Raw genomic sequence first — 20,742 nt, 5'->3', positions numbered from 1 at the left:
GCGTGGCATGGCCTCGCTCGTCTACTTCTCGTCCGCCTCGGGCAACACCCACCGCTTCGTCGAGAAGCTGGGGCTGCCGGCCGAGCGCATCCCGCTGAAGCCGACGGACCCCTTCCTGCGGGTCACCGAGCCCTACGTCCTGCTCCTGCCCACCTACGGCGGGGGCAACGGCGAGGGCGCGGTGCCGCGGCAGGTGGTCAAGTTCCTCAACGACGAGGGCAACCGTGCCCTGATCCGCGGCGTCATCGCGGCAGGCAACACGAACTTCGGGGCGGCGTACTGCATCGCCGGGGACATCGTGGCCGCCAAGTGCCACGTGCCCTACCTGTACGCGTTCGAACTCATGGGAACAGCCGAGGACGTCACGCGCGTCCGCGACGGATTGGGACGATTTTGGCAGCGACGGTCGCAGATACCCGCGTAGAGCTGACGGGGCTGGACTACCACGCCCTCAACGCCATGCTCAACCTGTACGACGCGGACGGGAAGATCCAGTTCGACAAGGACCGTGAGGCGGCGCGGCAGTACTTCCTGCAGCACGTCAACCAGAACACGGTCTTCTTCCACGACCTGGACGAGAAGCTCGACTACCTGGTCGAGAACAAGTACTACGACCCCGCCGTGCTCGCGCAGTACGACCGCGAGTTCGTGAAGTCGCTGTTCCAGTACGCGTACTCCAAGAAGTTCCGCTTCCAGACGTTCCTCGGCGCGTTCAAGTACTACACGTCGTACACGCTGAAGACGTTCGACGGGAAGCGGTACCTCGAGCGCTTCGAGGACCGGGTGACGATGGTCGCCCTCGCCCTGGCGGAGGGGAACCAGGAGTTCGCGACCAACCTCGTCGACGAGATCGTCTCGGGCCGCTTCCAGCCGGCGACGCCGACGTTCCTCAACCTCGGCAAGGCGCAGCGCGGCGAGCCCGTGTCCTGCTTCCTGCTGCGCATCGAGGACAACATGGAGTCCATCGCGCGCGGCATCAACTCCGCCCTGCAGCTGTCCAAGCGCGGCGGCGGCGTGGCCCTGCTGCTGTCGAACATCCGCGAGCACGGCGCGCCGATCAAGCACATCGAGAACCAGTCGTCCGGCGTCATCCCCGTGATGAAGCTGCTCGAGGACTCGTTCAGCTACGCCAACCAGCTCGGCGCGCGCCAGGGCGCCGGCGCGGTGTACCTGCACGCGCACCACCCGGACATCTACCGCTTCCTCGACACCAAGCGCGAGAACGCGGACGAGAAGATCCGCATCAAGACGCTCTCGCTCGGCGTCGTCATCCCGGACATCACGTTCGAGCTGGCGAAGAAGAACGAGCCGATGTACCTCTTCTCCCCGTACGACGTCGAGCGCGTCTACGGTGTGCCGTTCGCGGACGTGGACGTCACCGAGAAGTACTACGAGATGGTCGACGACCAGCGCATCCGCAAGACCAAGATCAACGCGCGCGAGTTCTTCCAGACCCTCGCCGAGATCCAGTTCGAGTCGGGCTACCCGTACATCATGTTCGAGGACACGGTGAACCGGGCGAACCCGATCAAGGGCAAGATCACGCACTCGAACCTGTGCTCGGAGATCCTGCAGGTCTCGACGCCGTCGACCTTCAACGAGGACCTGTCCTACGCCGAGGTCGGCCGCGACATCTCCTGCAACCTCGGCTCGATGAACATCGCGCTCTCGATGGACTCGCCCGACCTCGGCAAGACGGTCGAGACCGCTATCCGCGCGCTCACCGCGGTGTCGGACCAGACGGACATCGAGTCGGTCCCGTCGGTGAAGCGGGCGAACCGCGGCGGTCACGCCATCGGCCTCGGGCAGATGAACCTGCACGGCTACCTCGCCCGCGAGCGGATCCACTACGGGTCGGACGAGGGCCTCGACTTCACGAACATCTACTTCTACACGGTCGCCTACCACGCGATCCGTGCGTCGAACCTGCTCGCCCGCGAGCGGCAGGCGAAGTTCTTCGGCTTCGAGGAGTCGAAGTACGCCACCGGCGAGTACTTCCAGAAGTACATCGAGAAGGAGTGGAAGCCCCGGACGGCCCGTGTCGCGGAGCTGTTCGAGACCGCGGGCGTGCACATCCCCACGCAGGACGACTGGCGCGAGCTGGCCGAGCTCGTCAAGGAGCACGGCCTGTACAACCAGAACCTGCAGGCGGTCCCGCCGACCGGCTCGATCTCGTACATCAACCACTCGACGAGCTCGATCCACCCGATCGCGTCGAAGATCGAGATCCGCAAGGAGGGCAAGATCGGCCGCGTGTACTACCCGGCGCCGTTCATGACGAACGACAACCTGGAGTACTACGCCGACGCCTACGAGATCGGCTACGAGAAGATCATCGACACGTACGCCGAGGCCACGCAGCACGTGGACCAGGGCCTGTCGCTGACGCTCTTCTTCAAGGACACCGCCACCACGCGCGACCTCAACAAGGCGCAGATCTACGCGTGGAAGAAGGGCATCAAGACCATCTACTACATCCGCCTTCGCCAGCTCGCACTCGAGGGCACCGAGGTCGAGGGCTGCGTCAGCTGCATGCTGTGACGCCCGGCGACCGACGAGCGACGACGACGACGAAGGACCGAGGAACGACGACATGATGAGCCCCACGGGCAAGCTCAAGCTGGTCGACCGCGTGTCGGCGATCAACTGGAACCGCCTCCAGGACGAGAAGGACCTCGAGGTCTGGGACCGCCTGGTCGGCAACTTCTGGCTGCCGGAGAAGGTGCCGGTCTCCAACGACATCCAGTCCTGGGCGACCCTCACCGAGGCCGAGAAGACGATGACGAGCCGCGTCTTCACCGGCCTGACCCTCCTGGACACGATCCAGGGCACGGTCGGCGCGGTCAGCCTCATCCCCGACGCGCTGACCCCGCATGAGGAGGCCGTCTACACGAACATCGCGTTCATGGAGTCGGTGCACGCCAAGTCGTACTCCTCGATCTTCTCGACGCTCGTCTCCACCAAGGAGATCGACGAGGCGTTCCGCTGGTCGGAGGAGAACCAGAACCTCCAGCGCAAGGCCGAGATCGTCCTCGAGTACTACCGGGGTGACGAGCCGCTCAAGCGCAAGGTCGCCTCGACCATGCTCGAGTCGTTCCTGTTCTACTCGGGCTTCTACGCGCCGATGTACTGGGCGTCGCGGGCGAAGCTGACGAACACGGCCGACCTGATCCGCCTGATCATCCGCGACGAGGCCGTGCACGGGTACTACATCGGCTACAAGTTCCAGAAGGGCCTGGAGCTCGTCTCGCCGGCCGAGCGCGCCGACATCAAGGACTACACGTTCAACCTCCTGTTCGAGCTCTACGACAACGAGGTGGAGTACACGCAGGACCTCTACGACGAGCTCGGCCTGACCGAGGACGTCAAGAAGTTCCTGCGCTACAACGCCAACAAGGCGCTGATGAACCTCGGCTACGAGGCGCTCTTCCCGCGCGACGAGACGGACGTCAACCCGGCGATCCTCTCCGCGCTGAGCCCGAACGCCGACGAGAACCACGACTTCTTCTCGGGGTCCGGCTCGTCGTACGTCATCGGCAAGGCCGTCAACACCGAGGACGAGGACTGGGACTTCTGATCCCCGCCTAGGCACCGCCGCGGCCCCCGTGACCCTCGCGTCACGGGGGCCGCGGTGCGCCGGCGGCCCGGAGGGGTCGCGTTGCCGGACCCGGTCGTCTCGGCTGCACTGGGGGGATGCGGACTGGGGGCATGCGCACCGATCGCGGGACCGTCCGCCGGCTGCTGCGCCACCCGCGCCTCGACATGGCGGTGAAGGCGGCGATCGCCGCCACCGTCGCGTGGCTGATCGCGCTGCAGGTGCCCGGGGTCCGGGAGTACGCGTTCTACGCCCCGTTCGGGGCGGTCGCGACGACGTACTCCGCGGTCGTCCAGTCGGTGTCCGCCACGGTGCGCACGGTCGCGGCGATCCTGCTGGGCGCGGCGGTCGGGGTGCTGGCGAACCTGCTGCTGGGTCCCGGCGTCGCCGCGATCGCGCTGGTGGTGGGCCTCGGCATGCTGCTCGCGGGCGCGCCCTGGCTCGGGGACAGCCGTTCCTACGTGCCGGTGGCCGGCATGTTCGTGCTGCTCATCGGTCACGGCCAGGAGCTCGGGTACGCGGCGTCCTACGCCGGGCTGTTCCTGCTCGGCGCGGCGTGCACGGTCGTCGTCAGCGCGATCCGTCCCGCCCTGCCGCTGGAGCGCGCCGACCGCGCGCTCGCCGCGCTGCGGGCGGCCTGCGTCGAGCAGCTCGACGCACTGGCCGTCGCGATCGACCCGGCCGCGGACGACGACGTCGACGTGCCGGCCCGCGACCTGCTCAGCGCGCCGCTGGCCCGGGCGCAGGCGGAGGTCGACGAGCTGCGCCAGGCAGCCCGCGCGAACCGGCGCGCTCGCCGCCGGAGCGACGCGGTGACCCGCCGCACCGACGACTTCCGTGCCCTGCAGCGGGCCGTGCTGCTCGTCGACGACCTGCAGGCGATCGGGGAGGACGCGCCGTGGGGGACCAGCATGCGCGGACTGCCCGACGAGCTGCGCGGGCCGATGGCGGACGCCCTGCGCGAGCTCGCCGCCACCACCGCCGACGCCGCCACTGCCGACACGGAGCCGGGGCGCCGGCGGTCCGCCGACCGCGCCGTCGCCGCCCTCGTCGCCGCGCTGCACCGGTACGGGGCGGACGGCGGCTCGGACGCCGTGGGACTCGTCGTCTCGAGCGTCGTCACGACCCTGCGTCGCTCGCTCTCCGCGCTCACGCCTGCGGACCACATCCGCCTCTCGTCGAGCCCGGCGGAGGCCCTCGACGCGGACGACGACCCGCGGGACCGCTGAGGCGTCGCAGGTTCACCCGACCGGGTCGCGCACCGCGGCGACCTGCGCCGATGCGCGCGGCAGGAAGGCTAGCCTCACCTGAAAAGTGCCCCTGACCTGCGGTTGGGCAAGCCCGTCCTTGGTGGCGGGACCGCGGGGACGGGTCTACCGTCGAGAAGGACGACGTGCCACGGCACGACCGCGATCCGACTCGGAGGACCCGGAATGAGCACCCTCGCAGAGCTTCCTCCCGTCGCCGAGTGCTCGGTCGACGGCTGCTCCTACAACGAGCACCACTCCTGCCACGCCGCGGCGATCACGGTCGGCGGCACCGGTGACGCGCAGTGCGCCACGTTCATCCCCCTCAGCTCCAAGGGCGGCCTCGACAAGGTCGTCAGCCACGTCGGCGCGTGCCAGCGGCAGGACTGCCTGCACAACGACCACCTGGAGTGCAACGCGGAGTCCATCCGCGTCGGCGCCGGGCACGACCTGGCCGACTGCCTGACGTTCGCCCCGCGCTGACCCCGCACGCCGACGGCCGCCTCCCCTCGCGGGGGCGGCCGTCGCCGCGTCCGGCCGCGGGGGCGGCCGGACCGCGGCCCCGGGTGCGGCCCCGGCCCCGGGCGGGCGTGCAGCGCCACAGGCTCGTCCGGGGCGGGGGGATCAGGGGTGCGCGGTGAGCTCCACGAGCGTGCGCACCAGTGCGGCGGCGTCCTGCACGAGCTCGCGCTCGCCCGGGACGAGCTGCGGGTCGGCGGCGCGCAGCGCGGCCGCCTCGTCGAGGGCGCCGCGCGGGCTGACGTCGCTGGCGTGCAGGAAGTGCGCGAGCAGCCCCCGCGCGGCCTGCGAGTAGTCGCCGCCGGCGTCCACCACGACCTCGGCGATCACGAGCGCGGTCACCGCGACGTCCAGCTCCGCGGTGCCGAGGCGCGCGTGCGACCAGTCGACCAGGTGCGGCCCGCGCTCGGTGAGCACCACGGTGCCCGGGTGCAGGTCGAGGTGGACGACCACCGGCCCGGTCGAGGCCCCGACCGGCAGTCCCGCCGCGTGCCAGCCCGTCGGCGCCGGGATCGCGTGCAGGGTGCGGTGCAGGTCGGCGAGGAGCTCGCCGGCGTCGTGCAGCGACATCTCGCCGGCGCCGAGGGCCTGCAGCATCGTCGGCCCGTGCAGCCAGTCCATGACCAGGCCCGAGCCGGCGTCGCCGTGGACGCGCGGCGCGGGGAAGTCGTGCGCCGCCAGGTGGTCGAGCAGCGCCCGCTCGGGCTCGACGTCCCGCCCGTCGCGGTAGCGGCGCAGCACACGGTCGTCGTCGAGGGCGTACAGGTCCGCGGAGCTCCCCGACATCAGCAGGCGACCGGGAACCTCGGCGGCGCCGGGGACGTCGGCAGCGCTCGCCGGGTCCGTCGGAGCGACGTCGGCCGGAGGCATGGGACGACCGTAACCCCGCCGCCACGTCGTGTCTCGCTCAGGTCGGCATCCGGTCACGGGACGGTCAGGTGACGACCACCGGCCCGCCTGCCTGCGGTGCGACTGCCGCCGGTCAGCGGTGGTCCCGCGTCCCGTGCTCGGCGGCTGCCAGCAGGAGAGACCGGTGTCAGGTGGCGGAGCGGGCTGGCGCCGTGGCTGGCGACCCGAGTTCCACCCGCGTGCGAGGCGGGTGGTCGCGGGTGTCCAGCAGTAGTCGTATGGCACCGACCCAGACCAGGGCGGCCCCGAGTAGATGCAGCACGACGATCGGCTCGGGGAGCCTGGTGGCTACCTGGATTCCCCCGATGGCTCCCTGGGCTGCGAACACGATGAGGTACGCCGTCGCGCGTCGGTGCACCGTCGAGGCCCGCGCCTGCCGCGTCCTGAACCACAGCACGAGAGCGGCGACGCCGACGGCCGCGGCGGTGACGGCGTGCAGGGCGGTCACGGCCGTCCAGTCGAACGGCATCCGTGGGACATCAGCCGAGTCACCGGCGTGAGGTCCGGTCCCGGTCACGAGCGTGCCCAGCACGACGAGCACCGCTGTGGCGAGGACCAGCACCGCTGCGAGGTGCCGGACGTCCGGCGGCGCTGGCTGCCGGGGTTGGTCGTGCGTGCGTACCTCGTGCCACGTGACGGCGGTGACCGTCACGAGCAGCATGGCAGCCAGGAAGTGAGCGGCGACGACGTAGGGGCTCAGACGCGTCCACACGGTGATCCCGCCGACGACGGCGTTGAGGACGATCACCCAGAACTGCACCCAGGCCGATCGGGTGACCTGGCGCACCGGCGTCCGTTGTAGCCGAGCGACGACGATGAGCCAGCCGACGATCACGCACAGGACGACCGTGAGCAGCCGGTTGCCGAACTCGATCACCCCGTGGACGCCCATCTCGGGCGTCGGCACCAGGCTCTCGGCGGTGCAACGCGGCCACGTGTCGCAACCCAGACCGGAGCCGGTCACCCGGACGACCGATCCCGTGACCACGATCATGACGCTCGCCGCGAGAGCGGTGGCTGCGGCCGCCTGCAGGCTGAGGTACCCGAACCGGACATGCTCGGCCAGCCAGTCGAACGGCGTTCTCATCGGTCAGGCTCCGTCACGGGGTGATCACGGTAGGGCGGGCTCACGCTGTCGGCGCTGTGCGACATCCCGCTGGATCGGCTGGACGATCCTCTCAGGACGCTGCGGTGACCACGGTTCTGGCGAGGTCTGATCGCGTGGCCAGGTGCAGCATCAGGGCTGCTGCGTCGGCACGACCGATTCGCAGCGCCGCGCGCAGCGGTCGGTCGTACGCCGTCCGGACCCGCCCCGTCGGTGGTTCGTCCGTCACTCGCGGCACGCGCATGATGGTCCAGTCCAGGTCGCATCTCTCGAGGTCGTGCTCCATGAGCGCCACGTCGACGAAGTGCCCCCCGAGCACGCGCCGGATCAGGGGCACGGTCACGTACTGCATACGGAAGCCGGTGCCCGGCTCCCGTCGCGGTGGCCGTGGCCGGCCCGGCACCGGGACGGTGGCGACGCCGACCCCGCTGACGACGACGAGGCGGCGCGCCCCGGTCGCCTGCATCGCGGCGACGATCCGCCGGGTTCCGGCGGACACGATGCCGTGCTCGGCCCGGCGTCTCGGGCCCAGGGCCGAGAGCACGGCGTCGGCACCGGCCACCGCCGGCGCGAGGAGTGCCGGGTCGTGGTCGGCCAGGTCCACCGTGACGGTGCGGGCACCGGGTACGGGCGCCGACGTGGCCCGCACGACGGCGGTCACGTCGTGACCGGCCGCGAGGGCCTGCGCCACCAGCTGCTGCCCGATGCGGCCGGTGGGGCCGAAGACGGTGAGCTTCACGCCGTCTCCTCGGGTGCGGGGTCGGCGACGGGCAGGACGTTCGTGTTGGCACGGAAGGTGTTCGCCGAGTCGTGGAGGGCCTTGAGGCGGGCGAGCCGCTCCAGGTCTGCCGGCTCGTAGGCCGTGCGTGTCCTGGCGTGGTCGGCGTGCGGCCCGTGCCCCATGAAGTTGAGGAACCGCCCGGTGGTCCACGGGGTCAGGTCCTCGAACAGACGGCCGAGCACCCGGTGGGCCTGCTGCGTGTCCGGACCCTCCAGCGGGGTCAGGACGGCGAGCATGTACGCCGCCGACCGATGGCCGACGAGAGACGCGTGCGGGCCGGCGTCGGCGAGCGCGCCGCCGAGGCGCCGCAGCTCGACGATCGTCGGCACGGACGCTTCGTCGCGCACGTGTGCGAGCAGTGTCGCGATGGCCCGGGAGTCGAGGCCGGTGAGCATCGCGTTGTCCGCGGCCCAGGGCATCGGGACCGGTGGGTCGTCGTGGATGGAGGCGCTCTCGCGGTACGGCAGGACCGCGAGGGTGTCGAGCAGGCGGGGGCCGAGCTCCCGCAGCGGCTGCACGAGGAGCTCGCCGACGCCGGGCCCCGCAGTGCACGCGATGCGCACGTGGTACACGCGCCGTCCGCGCATGGGCTCGGGCAGGACCGGGTCGTCGGGGAACGGGACCAGCGCGAGCGAGGTGTTCATGCTCCGGGGGAGGTCGGCCGCCCATGCGACGTAGCCCTCCAGCAGTCCCGGCACCCGCTCCGCGTCGAAGAAGAGCCCACCGCCGTACAGCTCCGTGATCGGCACGAGCTCGAACTCCATGGCCGTGACGATGCCGACGTTGTCCCGACCTCCGAGCAGGCCGCCGAACAGCTCGTCGTCGGGACCGACCCGGTGCTGCCGCCCGTCGGCGGTCACGACCTCCAAGGCCCGCACCCGGTCGGCGGCCCAGCCGTGGCTGCGGCCCAGCAGCGGCAGCCCGCCGCCGAGCGTGTACCCGACGACGCCGACGTGCGGCGCCGAGCCGTTCAGCGGCGCCAGCCCGTGGACCGCCGCAGCCTCGACCACCTGACCGGAACGTGCACCGGCATCCACTCGGGCGGTCCGGGTGCTCGGCTCCACTCCCACCTCGGCCATCCGGCGGGTGGACACGAGAAGCCCCCCGTCCAGCGGGACGGAGGCCCCGTGGCCCGTGCCCTGCACCGCCACGGCCCACCCTCGCGCCGCCGCGTGCCGGACGGCCGCGGCCACGTCCGCTGGTGTCGTCGCCCCCACGACGACGTCCGGGCGGTGCCGCACCGCCAGGTTGAACCCCGTGCGCTCCTCCTCGAACCCGTCCTGCCCCGGCGTCAGCACCGGGCCCTCGACACCCTCGACGATCATGCCTGTCTCCTTCCTCGGTCGGACGGGGACACCTTGCGGGGCGATACCTGACAGCGGCCGTCATATCCCCGTCCTAGGTTCGGAGCGTGAAGTTCGACCGCCTGCTCTCGATCGTGCTGCTGCTGCAGACTCGCCGGAAGGTCACGGCGAGGGAGCTCGCCGAGCGTCTCGAGGTGTCGCAGCGCACGATCTACCGCGATCTGGAGGCGCTGTCGGCGGCCGGCGTGCCGGTGTACGCGGAGCGTGGCAGCACGGGAGGCATCGCCCTGGTGGACGGCTTCCGGACCGACGTCACCGGCCTGACGGCGGACGAGGCCCGGGCCCTCTTCGTCCTCGCCTCGCAGAGCGCGCACTCGGCCCTCGGGCTCCACGACGCGTGGCGGTCCGCGCTCCGCAAGGTCATGGCCGCCCTGCCGGACCCCCATCGACCGGCGGCTGAGCTCACCAGTCGTCGGATCCTCGTCGAGCCGGAGCGGTGGCGCGCCGCTCCCGCCAGGAACGCCGACGTCGAGACCCTGTACGCCGCCGTCGAGAGCGACCGCCGCGTCCGCATCCGCTACCGACACGGCGACGACCCGAGTCAGCGCACCTACACCGTGGACCCGTACGGGCTGGTCGCCAAGTCCGGCACCTGGTACCTGGTCGCAGACCACCGAGGCAAGCCGCGGCTCTACCGCGCGGACCGCGTGACGTCCGTGTCGCTCGCGCCCGACGCTGTGCGTCGGCGGCCGGGCGTCGAGCTCATCGGGGTGTGGGCCGAGCTTCGCCGCATGGTCGAGGACCGCGGCGACGGTCCGCAGATCGTGGTGAGCGTGCGCCGGCGACGCCTCGACATGGTCACGCGGATCGCAGGCGGCTACTTCACGGCACCACCGGCCGCCGTAGACGGCGAGCCCGACCGGGTCCACGTGACGATGACCTACCCGGTGGTCCAAGCAGTTCGGCAGTTGCTCCAGTTCGGAACCGACGTCGAGATCCTGGAACCGCCGGAAGCGCGCGCCGAGCTGGCCCGCGCGTCCGCGGAGATCGCGACGCTCTACGCGGGATCACCGACGGTTCGCCGAGCGACCACGCCCTGCGCCGCGATGCGGTCGACGTAGCGCACCGACGTCGGAGGCCGTGTTCATCGCGGTCGCCACCGTCACCCGGCGGCGGAGCAAGCCGGGTCGTACTTGACGTGTCCGAGGCCGATCCTCGATCTAGTCGTGCATCTCGACATCACGGGGCCGACCGGGCGAGGGACGCCAGCCGGTGCAGGGCCCCGGCGTGCGTGCCCGGCAGCGCCTCGTGCCACACGCGCACCGGGCGGCGGGTCGCCGCCCGCACGTCCTCGTCGCTGCAGCGGGCCGCGATCTGCGCCCGCAGCGCCGCGATCTGCCCGTCGAGGTCGTCCTCGGTGCGGGTGAGCACGACGAACACGCCGTCCCCGAGCGTGGCCATCGGGTGCCCCGCGCCGAACACGGTGCGCAGCGCCGCTCCCACCGCCGCGGAGCGTGCCGCCCGCACGAACCCCGTCACGTGCCCCGCCGCGACGTCGACCACCGCGAGCCCGTGCAGGAGTGCGGGGTGCACGCCCTGGCGGTGGGCGGCGAGGTAGGCCTCCGCGAGCCGCACGCCGAGGTACTGCTGCGTCGGCAGCCCCGTCTCGGCGTCGACGCAGGCACCCGTGATGACGAGCTCGGCCTGCGCGTCCGCCCAGCCCTCGTTGAGCGCCCGCACGGCCGGCATCGGCGGCGCGCTGCGTCCCGTGCTCCGGTACAGGCAGACGAGGTCGTCGATCGCCTCGCCGATGCCGACGCCCTGCTCGCCGCGCGCGCGTCCGAGCACCCACGCCGGCGGTGCCGGGTCCTCGTCGTGCAGGACGGCGCCGGCGAGCGCGTCGACGGCCGGGTGGTACCAGTCGGACGGCCGGCGCCACGCCGAGCCCAGGCTCTGGCGGCGCCAGCGCTCGCGCAGCCCGTCGTCGGCCGCGCGCGCGTCGGGGCGGATGTGGGTCGTCACGGTGGATGGGAGCGTCCAGGACCGCACTCATGACGCCGGTCCCGGGATGAGTGGCCGCTTTTCACCCGTTCGGGGGCCGGAGCGCGTCCGCGCTGGTCGCGCGGCCGCTGTCCACGTCGCGTCCCCCTCGCCGCCGTCTCCGCGTGGCCCGCCGTCCGCTCGTCACCCGTACGCCGGGTTCATCCCATCGGTCGCTTATGGCACCCTTGCGCTCGGGGTGGGCGGGGACAGGGGTCCGGCGTGGTGCGTCACGGGGGAGTCGACGACGTCGTCGAGGACGATGCGGCTCTGCTGCGCGCCACTCGTGGCGGCGACAGCGAGGCGTTCGGCCGTCTGTACGAGCGGCACGCCGGCGCCGCGCTCGTGGTGGCCCGCCAGTACACCGACTCCTCGGCCGACGCCGAGGACGTCGTCGCCGACACCTTCGCCGCCGTGCACCGCGCGGTCCGGGGCGGCGGTGGGCCCGAGGTCGCGTTCCGGGCGTACCTGTTCACCGCCGTCCGCCGCGCGGCCGCCGTGCGGCGCACCGCTGGCCGGCGCGTCGCGCCCACCGACGACGTCGCGACGCTCGAGACCGGCGCGCTGCCCGTCGAGGCCGCCGAGCAGCCGGCGCTCGCCGGCTTCGAGCGCAGCCTCGTCGCGCGCGCGTTCCGTTCCCTGCCCGAGCGGTGGCAGGCCGTGCTGTGGCACTGCGAGGTCGAGGGGCTGACGCCGGCGCAGATCGCGCCCGTGCTCGGGCTCACCGCCAACAGCGTGGCCGCCCTCGCCTACCGCGCGCGGGAGGGGCTGCGGCAGGCGTACCTCCAGCAGCACCTGCACGACCCGCTCGCCGAGGGGTGCCGTGCCGTCGCCGGCAGGCTCGGGACGTACGTGCGCGGCGGCCTCGGTCCGCGGGACACCGGGCACGTGGAGCGGCACCTCGACGAGTGCGGCGAGTGCCGTGCGCTCGTGCTCGAGCTCGGGGACGTCAACCACGGGATGCGGGCCGTCGTCGCACCCCTCGTTCTCGGGCTCGCCGGGCTCGGCGCGCTGCGGCACCCGCTGCCCGTCGGCGGCGGCCTGGGGGCCGGGGGCGCCGCGCTCGCCGTCGCGCCCGGCGCGGCGGGTGGTGGGGCCGTGGGGGCTGCGGGGGGCGGTGCCGCCGGTGCCGGGACCGCGGCGGTCGGTGGCGCCGGTGGTGCGACCGCCGCCGGGGCGACGACCGGTGGTGCCGCTGCGACCGGCGGAGCGGCCGGTGCGGGCGGAGCGGCCGGCGCCGGTGCGGCCGCGGGTGCGGCGACGGGTGCCGGTGCGGCCGGGGGGGCGGTGACGGGTGCCGGTGCGGCCGGGGGTGCGGCTGCCGCGGGTGCCGTGGCCACCGGCGTGGCGAGCGCCCCGCTGGGGGTCGCCGCCGTCGCGGGGGCGGGCGCCGCGGCCGCGGCCGGCACCGCGGCGGCCGCCGGGGGCGCCGCCGCGACCGTGCTCGGTGGTGTCTCGACCGCCGCCGCCGTCACCGTCGGCGCCGTCGCGGTCGTCGCGGCCGCGGTGGTCGGGGCGACGCAGGTGCTCGCACCGGGCGACACCGGGGCGATGCCGGGCGTGTCGGGGACGTCGGTCGCGACCTCCCTCGCGCCGTCCCCGGGACCCACCGAGGACGTCCTGCCGGTCCCGCCGCCCGTGCCGTCCGTCAGCCCGACCGACCTGCCCGGCGACCTCGGCGAGCCCGCCGTGCCCGAGGAGCCCGTCCTCGGCGACGGGTCCGCGGGGGGCGACGGGACCGGGCCGGACCGTGCCGGTGGACCCGCCGCCGGCTCCCTGCTCGCCGGCTCCGACGCGGAGGCCCCCGTCCCCGAGCCGTCCGCCGGTCCGCCACCCGGCCCGGTCCCGCCCGACCCGGTGCCGCCCGACCCCACCCCGCCGCCCGAGCCCGCGCCCGTCGTGGTCGTCGAGCCCGGGGACGGGCTCGCGCTGGTCGCCGGGTCCGGCGGGCAGCGGATCGCGCTGACGGTGCGCAACGACGGCGAGCGCGCCGCGGTCGACCTGCGCGCCGACGTCGCGCTGCCGCCGGGGGTCCGGGTGGAGGCCGTGAGCGGCGTCCTCGCGGGCGCCGGGGGAGCCGCCCCGCTCGTCACCGACGGCTGGCTCTGCCTCTCGACGGCCGAGTACACGGCGACCTGCACGCTGCCCGAGCTCGCGCCCGGCGTGTCCGCCCCGCTCGTGCTGCGGGTCAGCGTCGACGACTCGGTCGCCGGCGGCGAGCACCCGGTAGGCCTGCACATCAGCGGGCGCTACAGGACCTGGACCCCGCCGCCCCTGCGCGTGTCCGTGGCACCGTCGCCCGCGCGGCTCGTGCCGGCCGCGGCCCCGGCCCCCGTGGAGCTCGTCGTCGGGCGCACCCGGACCCTCGCGCTCCCGCTGGCCAACGCCGGTGGTGCCGCCGTGACCGCCTCTGACCCCGCCACCGTCGACCTCGCCCTGCCGCCCGGCGTCTCGGCCGGCGCCGCCGCCCCCTGGACCTGCGCGCCCGAGGACCGGATCGTCCGCTGCCGCCTCGTCGAGCTCGCCGGGCGTGAGGCCACGACGCTCGTGCTGGCGCTCACCGCCGCGCCCCGTGTCGCACCGCGGGAGGGCGCCGTCGAGGCCGTCCTCGGACCCGTGCCGTCGGGACCGCCGCCGCGTGTCACCGTCCCCTGGACGCTCGTGCGGCCCGCCGCGCCCGTGCTGGCGGCACCCGCCGCGGTCGAGGTGGCGCTCGGGGCGGTGACGCAGGTGCCGGTCGACGTGACGAACACCGGCGACCTGCCCGCCACCGGTGTCGTCGTGCGCCTCGGAGCGCCCGGAGGCGCCGTGCCCGTCGCCGGCGGGGCGTGCACGCCGGAGGGCGCCTCCGCCGTGTGCCGCGTCGGTGAGCCGGTGCCGGCAGGGGCGACGGTGCGCGTGCTCGTGCCGCTCACCGCCGCGGCCGGCGCGGTGGGGGACCTGGGGGTGGCGACGGTCGCGATCGCCGCCGACGACGCCGACCTGCCCGCGCCCACCGCCCTCGGCGTGCGGGGCGTCGCCCCGGTGCTCGCGCTGGGCGAGGCGACCGCGGTCTCGGACGGCGCCGGCGGTGGCGTCCTCGCGTTCGTCGTCAGCGTGGCCGGTCCCGCGCAGGGACGCCCGGCGGCCGACGCCGACGACCTCGTGGCCCGCGTGACGCTGCCGCGCGGCGTCACGCACGACCCCGCCGCGGTGCTGCCCGGCACGGCCGCGTGCAGCGCCGACGCCTCCGGCCGCACCGTGGAGTGCCGGCTCGGGCGGCTGGCGGCCGGCGGGCGGGTGCCCGTGCAGGTGAACCTGCGCGTGGCGGGCGCCCTCGACCGCCCGGCGGACGTCGTCGTCACGGCCGCCGGGGCTGCTCCCGTGCGCACGGCGGTCCGCGTCGTCGCGTCGTCGGCCGGGCTCACGCCCGTGTGGTCCGGGACCGGCGACCTCGACGTCACCGAGGTGGGCGCGCCGCTGCTCGTCTGCCGCAGCGGGCGTGCCGTGCCGTGCCCGTCCGTGCACCAGCCGCACGCCAACAACGGCCTCGACATGCACCCCCTCGACGACGCGCCACCGCCGGGTGTCCGCGCGCGCGTGCCCGTGTCCTCGCAGACCCGCCTCGCGCTGCCCGCCGGTCGCCCGGTGGTCCGGGCCGGCCTGTACTGGTCGGGCGTCCGCGGGCCGCGCGACGGGTGGAGCGGCGACCTCGCCACCGCGCGGCTGCGGGCACCGGACGGCACGTGGACCGACGTCCGGGCCGACCCCGCCGCGGTGCGGCAGGTGCGGGACGACGCAGGCCGGCACTACTACCAGGCCGCGGTCGACGTCACGGCCCTGGTCGCCCGCGGCGGCGGCGGTGCGTGGGCGCTCGCCGACGCCGCGGTGAGCGACGCACGCACGGACCGCGACCCCACGTACTACGCGGGGTGGTCGCTGGTGGTCGTGCACGGCGTCGAGGGCCCGGACGGGGCGTCGGTGACGGTGCACGAGGGGCCGTCGTGGGTCGGCCGTGCCGTCGCCGCACCGGCGTTCGCGTTCGTCGGGGAGGCCGGTGCGCGAGCACGGGTCGGCGTCGTGACCTGGGAGGGCGACCGCGGGACCGGCGGCGACCGCCTCACGATGTCGGGCGTCGGCCCGCTGACGCCGCTGCGCTGGGACGGGACGCGGGTGGTCGGGGGTGGCTCGGCGACCGACGCGTTCGACTCCACGGCGACCGGCTGGCGCTGGGCCAGCTCCCTCGGGGTCGACGCGAAGGCCTTCGCCGACGTGACGATGGCGTCCGACGTCGCGACGCTCACCCCGACGACCGGGTCCGACCAGTACCTGCTCGGCGTCGTCACGGTGCGGACGGCTGCGCCGGTGGGCGTCGTCGCGCCGTAGGGCTCAGCCGGTGCGGGCACGGGCGGGCGTCCGCCTGGCCCGGGGGTGCGCTGCCGGGCCGGTCGGGGTCCCCCGATCCCGTGGCGACGGCCCGGCAGCGCGTGTCCTCAGCGGGCGTCCCCCGAGCCGCTGAGGACGTCGGTGGGCGGCGCGGGTGCGGCAGCACCCGGCTCGTCCCCCTCCGGGGGTGCGAGCAGCCGCAGGTGGGAGATCCGGTCGCCGATGCGGCGCACGTCGCCGCTGGTGCCGGGCACGAGGGAGAGGGCCACCGACGCCCGGGCGGTCGGCAGCAGGTCCTGCGCGAGCTCGCGCAGCATCTCGGCGGCCTCGGCGAGGTCGCCCGGGGTGGGGGCGGCCTGATCGCCGCCGTCGGGCACGCTCACGTACAGGACGAGCGCCGCGCGCGGCGGGATGTCGGGGGGTGTGGCGGGCGGTGCGGCGACGGCCGCCGCGGGGCGGCGGACGCGCGCGGTCGCGGGTGGCGTCATGGCAGGTCTCCGGGAGAGCGGACCGGCGGGCGCGCGCTGCGCGGGCCGGTGGGGCGGGTGGTGGGCGGCGTCAGGGACGACAGCGGCGCGGATACCACCCGGACGCGACGACGGACGCACGCATGCCGGCGGCATGCACGGGTCGGCGCGTGACGGGGCTCACGGGACGATCGTGACACGTACGGACGAACGGGTCCACGCCATAGACGCGGGGTCTCAGGTCATGGGACGACCGAGCGCGCCGGCAGTGGGCGGCGGCGCGCCGCCGGCCGGTCAGACGATGCCGTAGAGGCGGTCGCCCGCGTCGCCGAGGCCCGGGACGATGTACGCGTGCTCGTCGAGCCGCTCGTCCACCGCGGCGACGACGACCTGCACGTCGGCGCGGTCGCCGACGAACTCCTCGACGACCTTCAGCCCCTCCGGCGCGGCGATGAGGCACACCGCCGTGACGTCCCGGGCGCCGCGCTGCAGCAGGTAGTCGATGGACGCGACCAGCGTGCCGCCGGTCGCGAGCATCGGGTCGAGCAGGAAGCACTGCCGGCCCGTCAGGTCGTCGGGGAGGCGGTTGGCGTACGTGATGGCCTCGAGCGTCTCCTCGTCCCGCTGCAGCCCGAGGAAGCCCACCTCGGCGGTAGGGAGCAGCCGGGTCATGCCCTCGAGCATGCCCAGGCCGGCGCGCAGGATCGGCACCACGATGGGGTTGGGGTCGGCGATCTTCACACCCGTGGTCGTCGCGACCGGCGTGCGGATCTCGACCTCGTCGGTGCGGACGTCACGCGTCGCCTCGTAGGCCAGCAGCGTGACGAGCTCGTCGACCAGCTGCCGGAACGTCGGGCTCGGCGTCCGCTCGTCGCGCAGGACGGCGAGCTTGTGGGCGACGAGCGGGTGGTCGGCGACGTGCAGGCGCATGGTCGTCAGGGTAGTGCGAGGATGCGGCGCACGGCCGCGGACCTTCGGCCGACGGGAGCGCGGAGGCGGGGCGTGGACGGCACGGGCAGCGACGGCGACGTCGTCGTGACGCCCCCGTCGCCCTGGTCGACGCCCGCCGACGACGCCGCCATGGCCACCGCGCTCGAGGAGGCCCGGGCGGCGCTGGCGACCGGCGACGTGCCGGTCGGGGCGGTCGTGCTCGGACCGGACGGTGCCGTGGTCGGCCGCGGGCGCAACCGGCGGGAGGCCGACGGCGACCCCGTCGCGCACGCGGAGGTGCTGGCGCTGCGGGACGCCGCGGCGACGCTGGGCCGCTGGCGGCTCGACGACTGCACGCTCGTCGTCACCCTCGAGCCGTGCCTGATGTGCGCGGGGGCGACGCTGCTGGCGCGCGTGCCGCGGCTCGTGCTCGGCGCGTGGGACCCGAAGGCCGGCGCGTGCGGGTCGGCGTGGGACGTCGTCCGCGACCGCCGGTCGAACCACCGCGTCGAGGTGGTCGCGGGCGTGCGCGCCGAGGAGTCGGCGGCCCTCCTGCACACGTTCTTCGCCCCCCACCGCTGACCCGCGCGGGCCCCCGGCGCCCCGCTTCCTCCGTCGACCGCGGTAGATGCGTCACGAGCGCACCCGTTACGACTACCGCGCTCGTCGCGCATCTACCGCGCTCGACGGTGGCGGAGGCCGGGCGGGGGGCGGGTCAGGGGGTGGGGAGGAGGGTGACCAGGGCCGCGAGGGTCTCCGACGTGCCGGCGTGCAGCGTCAGGGTGGCGAAGCGGTCGCCGCGGGTCTCGCCGCGGTTGACGACGACCACGGGCTTGTCCGCCTGCGCGGCGTGGCGCACGAACCGCAGGCCCGACTGCACCGACAGCGAGGAGCCGGCGACGAGCAGCGCGTCCCCGGCGTCGACCATCGCGTACGCCCGGTCGACCCGCTCGCGCGGGACGTTCTCGCCGAAGTAGACGATCTCCGGCTTGAGGATCCCGCCGCACGCGCGCGCCTGGTCGTCCGGGTCCGGCGCCCAGCACGCCTGCACGCGGAAGTCCTGCGTCTGCTCGATCACCGCGTCGGCGTCCGGCGCGATCTCCACGTCGCCGACCTCCCCGCCGACCCGCTCCACGAAGCCGGGGTTGAGGGCCTCGAGCCGGTCCGCGAGCGCCGCGCGCGGCACCACCGTGCCGCAGCGCAGGCACACCACGCGGTCGTACCGGCCGTGCAGGTCGATGACGTTCCGCGAGCCCGCGGCCTCGTGCAGCAGGTCGACGTTCTGCGTGATGAGGCCGAGGACGACGCCGCGCTGCTCCAGCGTCGCGAGCGCGCGGTGCCCGGCGTTCGGGTGCGTCCCGTGCACGTGCCGCCAGCCGACGTGGTTGCGGGCCCAGTAGTGCCGCCGGAACGCCTCGTCGCCGACGAACTGCTGGAACGTCATCGGCGTGCGCGGCGGCGAGTCGGGGCCGCGGTAGTCGGGGATGCCGGAGTCGGTCGAGACACCCGCTCCCGTGAGCACGGTCAGGCGCCGCCCGGCGAGCAGGGCCACGACGTCGTCGAGGGTGCCGCGCACGGCGGCGGGACGGGCCGGGGACGTGCTCACCGCTCCACGGTACGTCGCGCTCGCGGGCCGGCACGGCGGCCGCCGGGGCACGTGCCGCAGGTCACGGGGCAGCGGATTGGGACCACGGGGCGTCCAGCGGGTAGGGTTACCCGCCGAGGTAGCGTGTCCGAGCGGCCTAAGGAGCACGCCTCGAAAGCGTGTGTGGGTGAAAGTCCACCGTGGGTTCAAATCCCACCGCTACCGCTCGGGGGTACTGACGGAACTCAGTGCCTTGAAGTGACAGAACCCCTCGCGGGGGCCCGGAAGGGCTCCTCGCGGGGGGTTCAGTCGTTCCAGCTGGGCTCGTTCGGGCCGTTCGTGGCTGGACGATCGGCGTGCGCCGGCGTTGGCTCGCTCAGGCGACGGTGCCCGGACATGACGGCAGGCCCACCGGCCGGGGGCCGTGGGCTTGTCGAGGGTGCTGGGTTGTCGCCGAGGTCAGGCTGCGGTGGGCGGGCTCAGTGCCGCGGGCGGCTCGTCGTCGTCGAGGGGATCTCCTCGTACCCGGCGATGGCACGGTCGCGTGCGAGCAGGATGTCGTCGCTCTGGAACCCGATGCGCTTGGCCCACTTGCGGACCATGCGCAGGTTGAAGTGCACGACCGAGGCGGGGAGGACGAGCGTGGGCTGGTTAGCGGCCGGACGGCAACCTGAGTGGGGCCGCATCGGACCGGCCTCATCGCGGGCGACTGCGGCGTCGGCCTCCTGGGTCTCGACCGTCGCGGTTGCGTCCGACATGGCGGCGATCGTCTCCTCGAGGTTCGCGACGCTGTCGGGCTACATCAGGACTGCCGTCCGCTTGCCGTTGCGGGCGGCGGTCACACGCTCGTGCATGTCCCGGATGAGCTCGACGAGCTGTTCGAGGTCAGCCCGTGCGCGCCTCAGCGACGTCGTGGGCATAAGCCGAAGCCGGGCTGTGGGGCGGTCCACCGCGGAAGGCCGTGGCAAGGATGCACCTGATCAGCGTCACCGTGCGTCGGCACCCGAAGCGCGGCCATCGGCCGTGGGAGAGCAGCAGTGGAACGGCCGCGGGGGCCGGCACGGTACTCAACGTACGGTGCCGGCCCCCTCGGCGTTGCGCCGGTGAAGGTGGACCTACTTGCGTCCGCTTCCGCCGCGGAGCTTGTTCACCACGAGCACGATGAGAACCGCGACCACGATGGTGCCAACGCCCAGCAGGATGTTGCCGCTATTGCCAGCAGCGACCATGATCAGTGCCCCTCCTCATGTCAGCGACCCGCCCCACAGGCCGATGCCCGCGTAGGCGCCTTCGTACAGTGTCGATGAGAGCTTGCCGGCTCCCAGCAGGTGTCCTGCCACGCCGGTCCGCATCCCGACGACGCCCATCGCACCGGCGAACAGCGCTCCGCGCTTGTTGCCCCTGGCGAGGTTCGAGCCAACATCGGCCGCGGTGGCTGCCGCGCCGATCCCCAGCCCGACGGCGAGCGGAGCTCCCACTCCGGTCGCCACCAGTCCTACCCCTGTCAGCAGGACCGAAGCCAGCTCGAGGCGAGACGACAGCGTCGACTTCGTCCCCGAGGGGTCGATGAAGTTCGCCGGGTTGCCTGCCGCGTACGAGTACGGGTTGGGCTCCTGGCCGGTCGGGTCGTATTGCGTGAACCGGCCCAGGCTCGGGTCGTAGTAGCGCGCCCCGAGCCGGTACAGGTTGGCCGCCGCATCCCACAGGCCGCTCGCGAAGCGCAACGGGTTGTCCCTGATCACGGGGTTGTCGGTCGCCGCGCGCAGCTCTCCGTACGGGGAGTAGGAGTACCCGCCGGTGAACCCGCCGGCGGCGTCGAACACTCCGATGACCGAGTCCGTCGCATCCTGGACGTAGTACAGGCGGTTGCTGCCCTGCTTCGCCGCCAGGACGTT

At 73.9% G+C, this 20,742-nt stretch carries 18 protein-coding genes and 1 tRNA gene; 9 read left to right on the top strand and 10 right to left on the bottom strand.

Annotated elements, in window-relative coordinates:
- Positions 1–7 precede the first annotated feature (7 nt).
- The 5 genes from nrdI (at position 8) to FB586_RS00080 (ending at position 5,325) form a co-directional block, all read left to right on the top strand.
- Positions 8–424 carry a class Ib ribonucleoside-diphosphate reductase assembly flavoprotein NrdI gene (nrdI, locus tag FB586_RS00100; protein WP_136517326.1) on the top strand — a complete coding sequence of 139 codons (417 nt, stop codon included), beginning with the start codon at positions 8–10 and terminating at the stop codon, positions 422–424.
- Positions 394–2,541 carry a class 1b ribonucleoside-diphosphate reductase subunit alpha gene (gene nrdE / locus FB586_RS00095; RefSeq protein ID WP_136517325.1) on the top strand — a complete coding sequence of 716 codons (2,148 nt, stop codon included), beginning with the start codon at positions 394–396 and terminating at the stop codon, positions 2,539–2,541. Before nrdI ends, nrdE begins: the two co-directional genes overlap by 31 nt.
- A gap of 55 nt (positions 2,542–2,596) precedes the next feature.
- Entirely contained in the window at positions 2,597–3,577 is a 981-nt protein-coding gene (nrdF, locus tag FB586_RS00090; protein WP_136518213.1) for a class 1b ribonucleoside-diphosphate reductase subunit beta, read from the top strand.
- Between the two features lie 131 nt (positions 3,578–3,708).
- The gene (locus FB586_RS00085; RefSeq protein WP_136517324.1) at positions 3,709–4,824 is read left to right on the top strand and encodes an FUSC family protein; all 1,116 of its coding nucleotides are present in this window, start codon (positions 3,709–3,711) and stop codon (positions 4,822–4,824) included.
- A gap of 204 nt (positions 4,825–5,028) precedes the next feature.
- Positions 5,029–5,325, top strand: coding sequence for a DUF1540 domain-containing protein (locus FB586_RS00080; protein WP_136517323.1), 297 nt, complete (start codon positions 5,029–5,031; stop codon positions 5,323–5,325).
- Positions 5,326–5,466: 141 nt separating this feature from the next.
- Here FB586_RS00080 and FB586_RS00075 read toward each other — a convergent pair whose 3' ends face one another.
- The 4 genes from FB586_RS00075 to FB586_RS00060 all read right to left on the bottom strand — a co-directional run bounded on the left by FB586_RS00075 (position 5,467) and on the right by FB586_RS00060 (position 9,481).
- Entirely contained in the window at positions 5,467–6,231 is a 765-nt protein-coding gene (locus tag FB586_RS00075; protein WP_136517322.1) for a phosphotransferase family protein, read from the bottom strand.
- A gap of 166 nt (positions 6,232–6,397) precedes the next feature.
- Complete coding sequence (locus FB586_RS00070; RefSeq protein WP_136517321.1) at positions 6,398–7,357, bottom strand: COX15/CtaA family protein; 960 nt, start codon at positions 7,355–7,357, stop codon at positions 6,398–6,400.
- Between the two features lie 91 nt (positions 7,358–7,448).
- Positions 7,449–8,114 (bottom strand): NAD(P)-dependent oxidoreductase, encoded by a 666-nt coding sequence (locus FB586_RS00065; RefSeq protein WP_136517320.1) that lies wholly within the window; start codon positions 8,112–8,114, stop codon positions 7,449–7,451.
- On the bottom strand, positions 8,111–9,481 hold the full coding sequence (locus tag FB586_RS00060; protein ID WP_136517319.1) for an FAD-binding oxidoreductase: 1,371 nt from the start codon (positions 9,479–9,481) through the stop codon (positions 8,111–8,113). The genes FB586_RS00065 and FB586_RS00060 overlap by 4 nt, the downstream gene beginning before the upstream one ends.
- Positions 9,482–9,567: 86 nt before the next feature.
- On the opposite strand from FB586_RS00060, the gene FB586_RS00055 reads away from it, so the two are divergent.
- Positions 9,568–10,581, top strand: coding sequence for a helix-turn-helix transcriptional regulator (locus tag FB586_RS00055; protein ID WP_136517318.1), 1,014 nt, complete (start codon positions 9,568–9,570; stop codon positions 10,579–10,581).
- A gap of 118 nt (positions 10,582–10,699) precedes the next feature.
- Here FB586_RS00055 and FB586_RS00050 read toward each other — a convergent pair whose 3' ends face one another.
- Positions 10,700–11,482, bottom strand: a complete 783-nt coding sequence (locus tag FB586_RS00050; RefSeq protein WP_136517317.1) for a hypothetical protein — start codon at positions 11,480–11,482, stop codon at positions 10,700–10,702.
- Positions 11,483–11,725: 243 nt separating this feature from the next.
- On the opposite strand from FB586_RS00050, the gene FB586_RS20135 reads away from it, so the two are divergent.
- Positions 11,726–15,865 carry a sigma-70 family RNA polymerase sigma factor gene (locus FB586_RS20135; protein WP_187697828.1) on the top strand — a complete coding sequence of 1,380 codons (4,140 nt, stop codon included), beginning with the start codon at positions 11,726–11,728 and terminating at the stop codon, positions 15,863–15,865.
- 107 nt (positions 15,866–15,972) lie between these two features.
- On the opposite strand, the gene FB586_RS00035 is transcribed toward FB586_RS20135, so the two are convergent.
- Together FB586_RS00035 and upp are read right to left on the bottom strand one after the other, a co-directional pair.
- Positions 15,973–16,353 carry a hypothetical protein gene (locus FB586_RS00035; protein ID WP_136517316.1) on the bottom strand — a complete coding sequence of 127 codons (381 nt, stop codon included), beginning with the start codon at positions 16,351–16,353 and terminating at the stop codon, positions 15,973–15,975.
- Positions 16,354–16,626: 273 nt separating this feature from the next.
- Positions 16,627–17,262 (bottom strand): uracil phosphoribosyltransferase, encoded by a 636-nt coding sequence (gene upp, locus FB586_RS00030; protein ID WP_136517315.1) that lies wholly within the window; start codon positions 17,260–17,262, stop codon positions 16,627–16,629.
- 150 nt (positions 17,263–17,412) lie between these two features.
- Between upp and FB586_RS00025 the strand changes: the two genes are divergently transcribed.
- A complete protein-coding gene (locus tag FB586_RS00025; RefSeq protein WP_136518212.1) occupies positions 17,413–17,844 on the top strand; it encodes a nucleoside deaminase in 432 nt (143 codons plus the stop codon).
- A 133-nt stretch (positions 17,845–17,977) separates the two neighbouring features.
- Here FB586_RS00025 and FB586_RS00020 read toward each other — a convergent pair whose 3' ends face one another.
- Positions 17,978–18,868 (bottom strand): Sir2 family NAD-dependent protein deacetylase, encoded by an 891-nt coding sequence (locus tag FB586_RS00020; RefSeq protein ID WP_136517314.1) that lies wholly within the window; start codon positions 18,866–18,868, stop codon positions 17,978–17,980.
- Positions 18,869–18,985: 117 nt separating this feature from the next.
- Between FB586_RS00020 and FB586_RS00015 the strand changes: the two genes are divergently transcribed.
- Positions 18,986–19,072: transfer RNA gene (locus tag FB586_RS00015), tRNA-Ser, on the top strand.
- A 254-nt stretch (positions 19,073–19,326) separates the two neighbouring features.
- Here FB586_RS00015 and FB586_RS00010 read toward each other — a convergent pair.
- Together FB586_RS00010 and FB586_RS00005 are read right to left on the bottom strand one after the other, a co-directional pair.
- Positions 19,327–19,605: a hypothetical protein gene (locus tag FB586_RS00010; protein ID WP_136517313.1), complete on the bottom strand. Its 279-nt coding sequence runs from the start codon at positions 19,603–19,605 to the stop codon at positions 19,327–19,329.
- A gap of 486 nt (positions 19,606–20,091) precedes the next feature.
- Positions 20,092–20,742, bottom strand: a 651-nt coding sequence (locus tag FB586_RS00005; protein WP_136517312.1) for an RHS repeat-associated core domain-containing protein, incomplete at its 5' end; no start/stop codon positions are given.

Origin of the sequence: Cellulomonas telluris, from assembly GCF_004886325.1 — a bacterium.
GTDB classification, from domain to species: domain Bacteria; phylum Actinomycetota; class Actinomycetes; order Actinomycetales; family Cellulomonadaceae; genus Cellulomonas; species Cellulomonas telluris.
The sequence above is the reverse complement of the archived record's forward strand: the minus strand, read 5'-3'. Positions and strand labels throughout refer to the sequence as shown.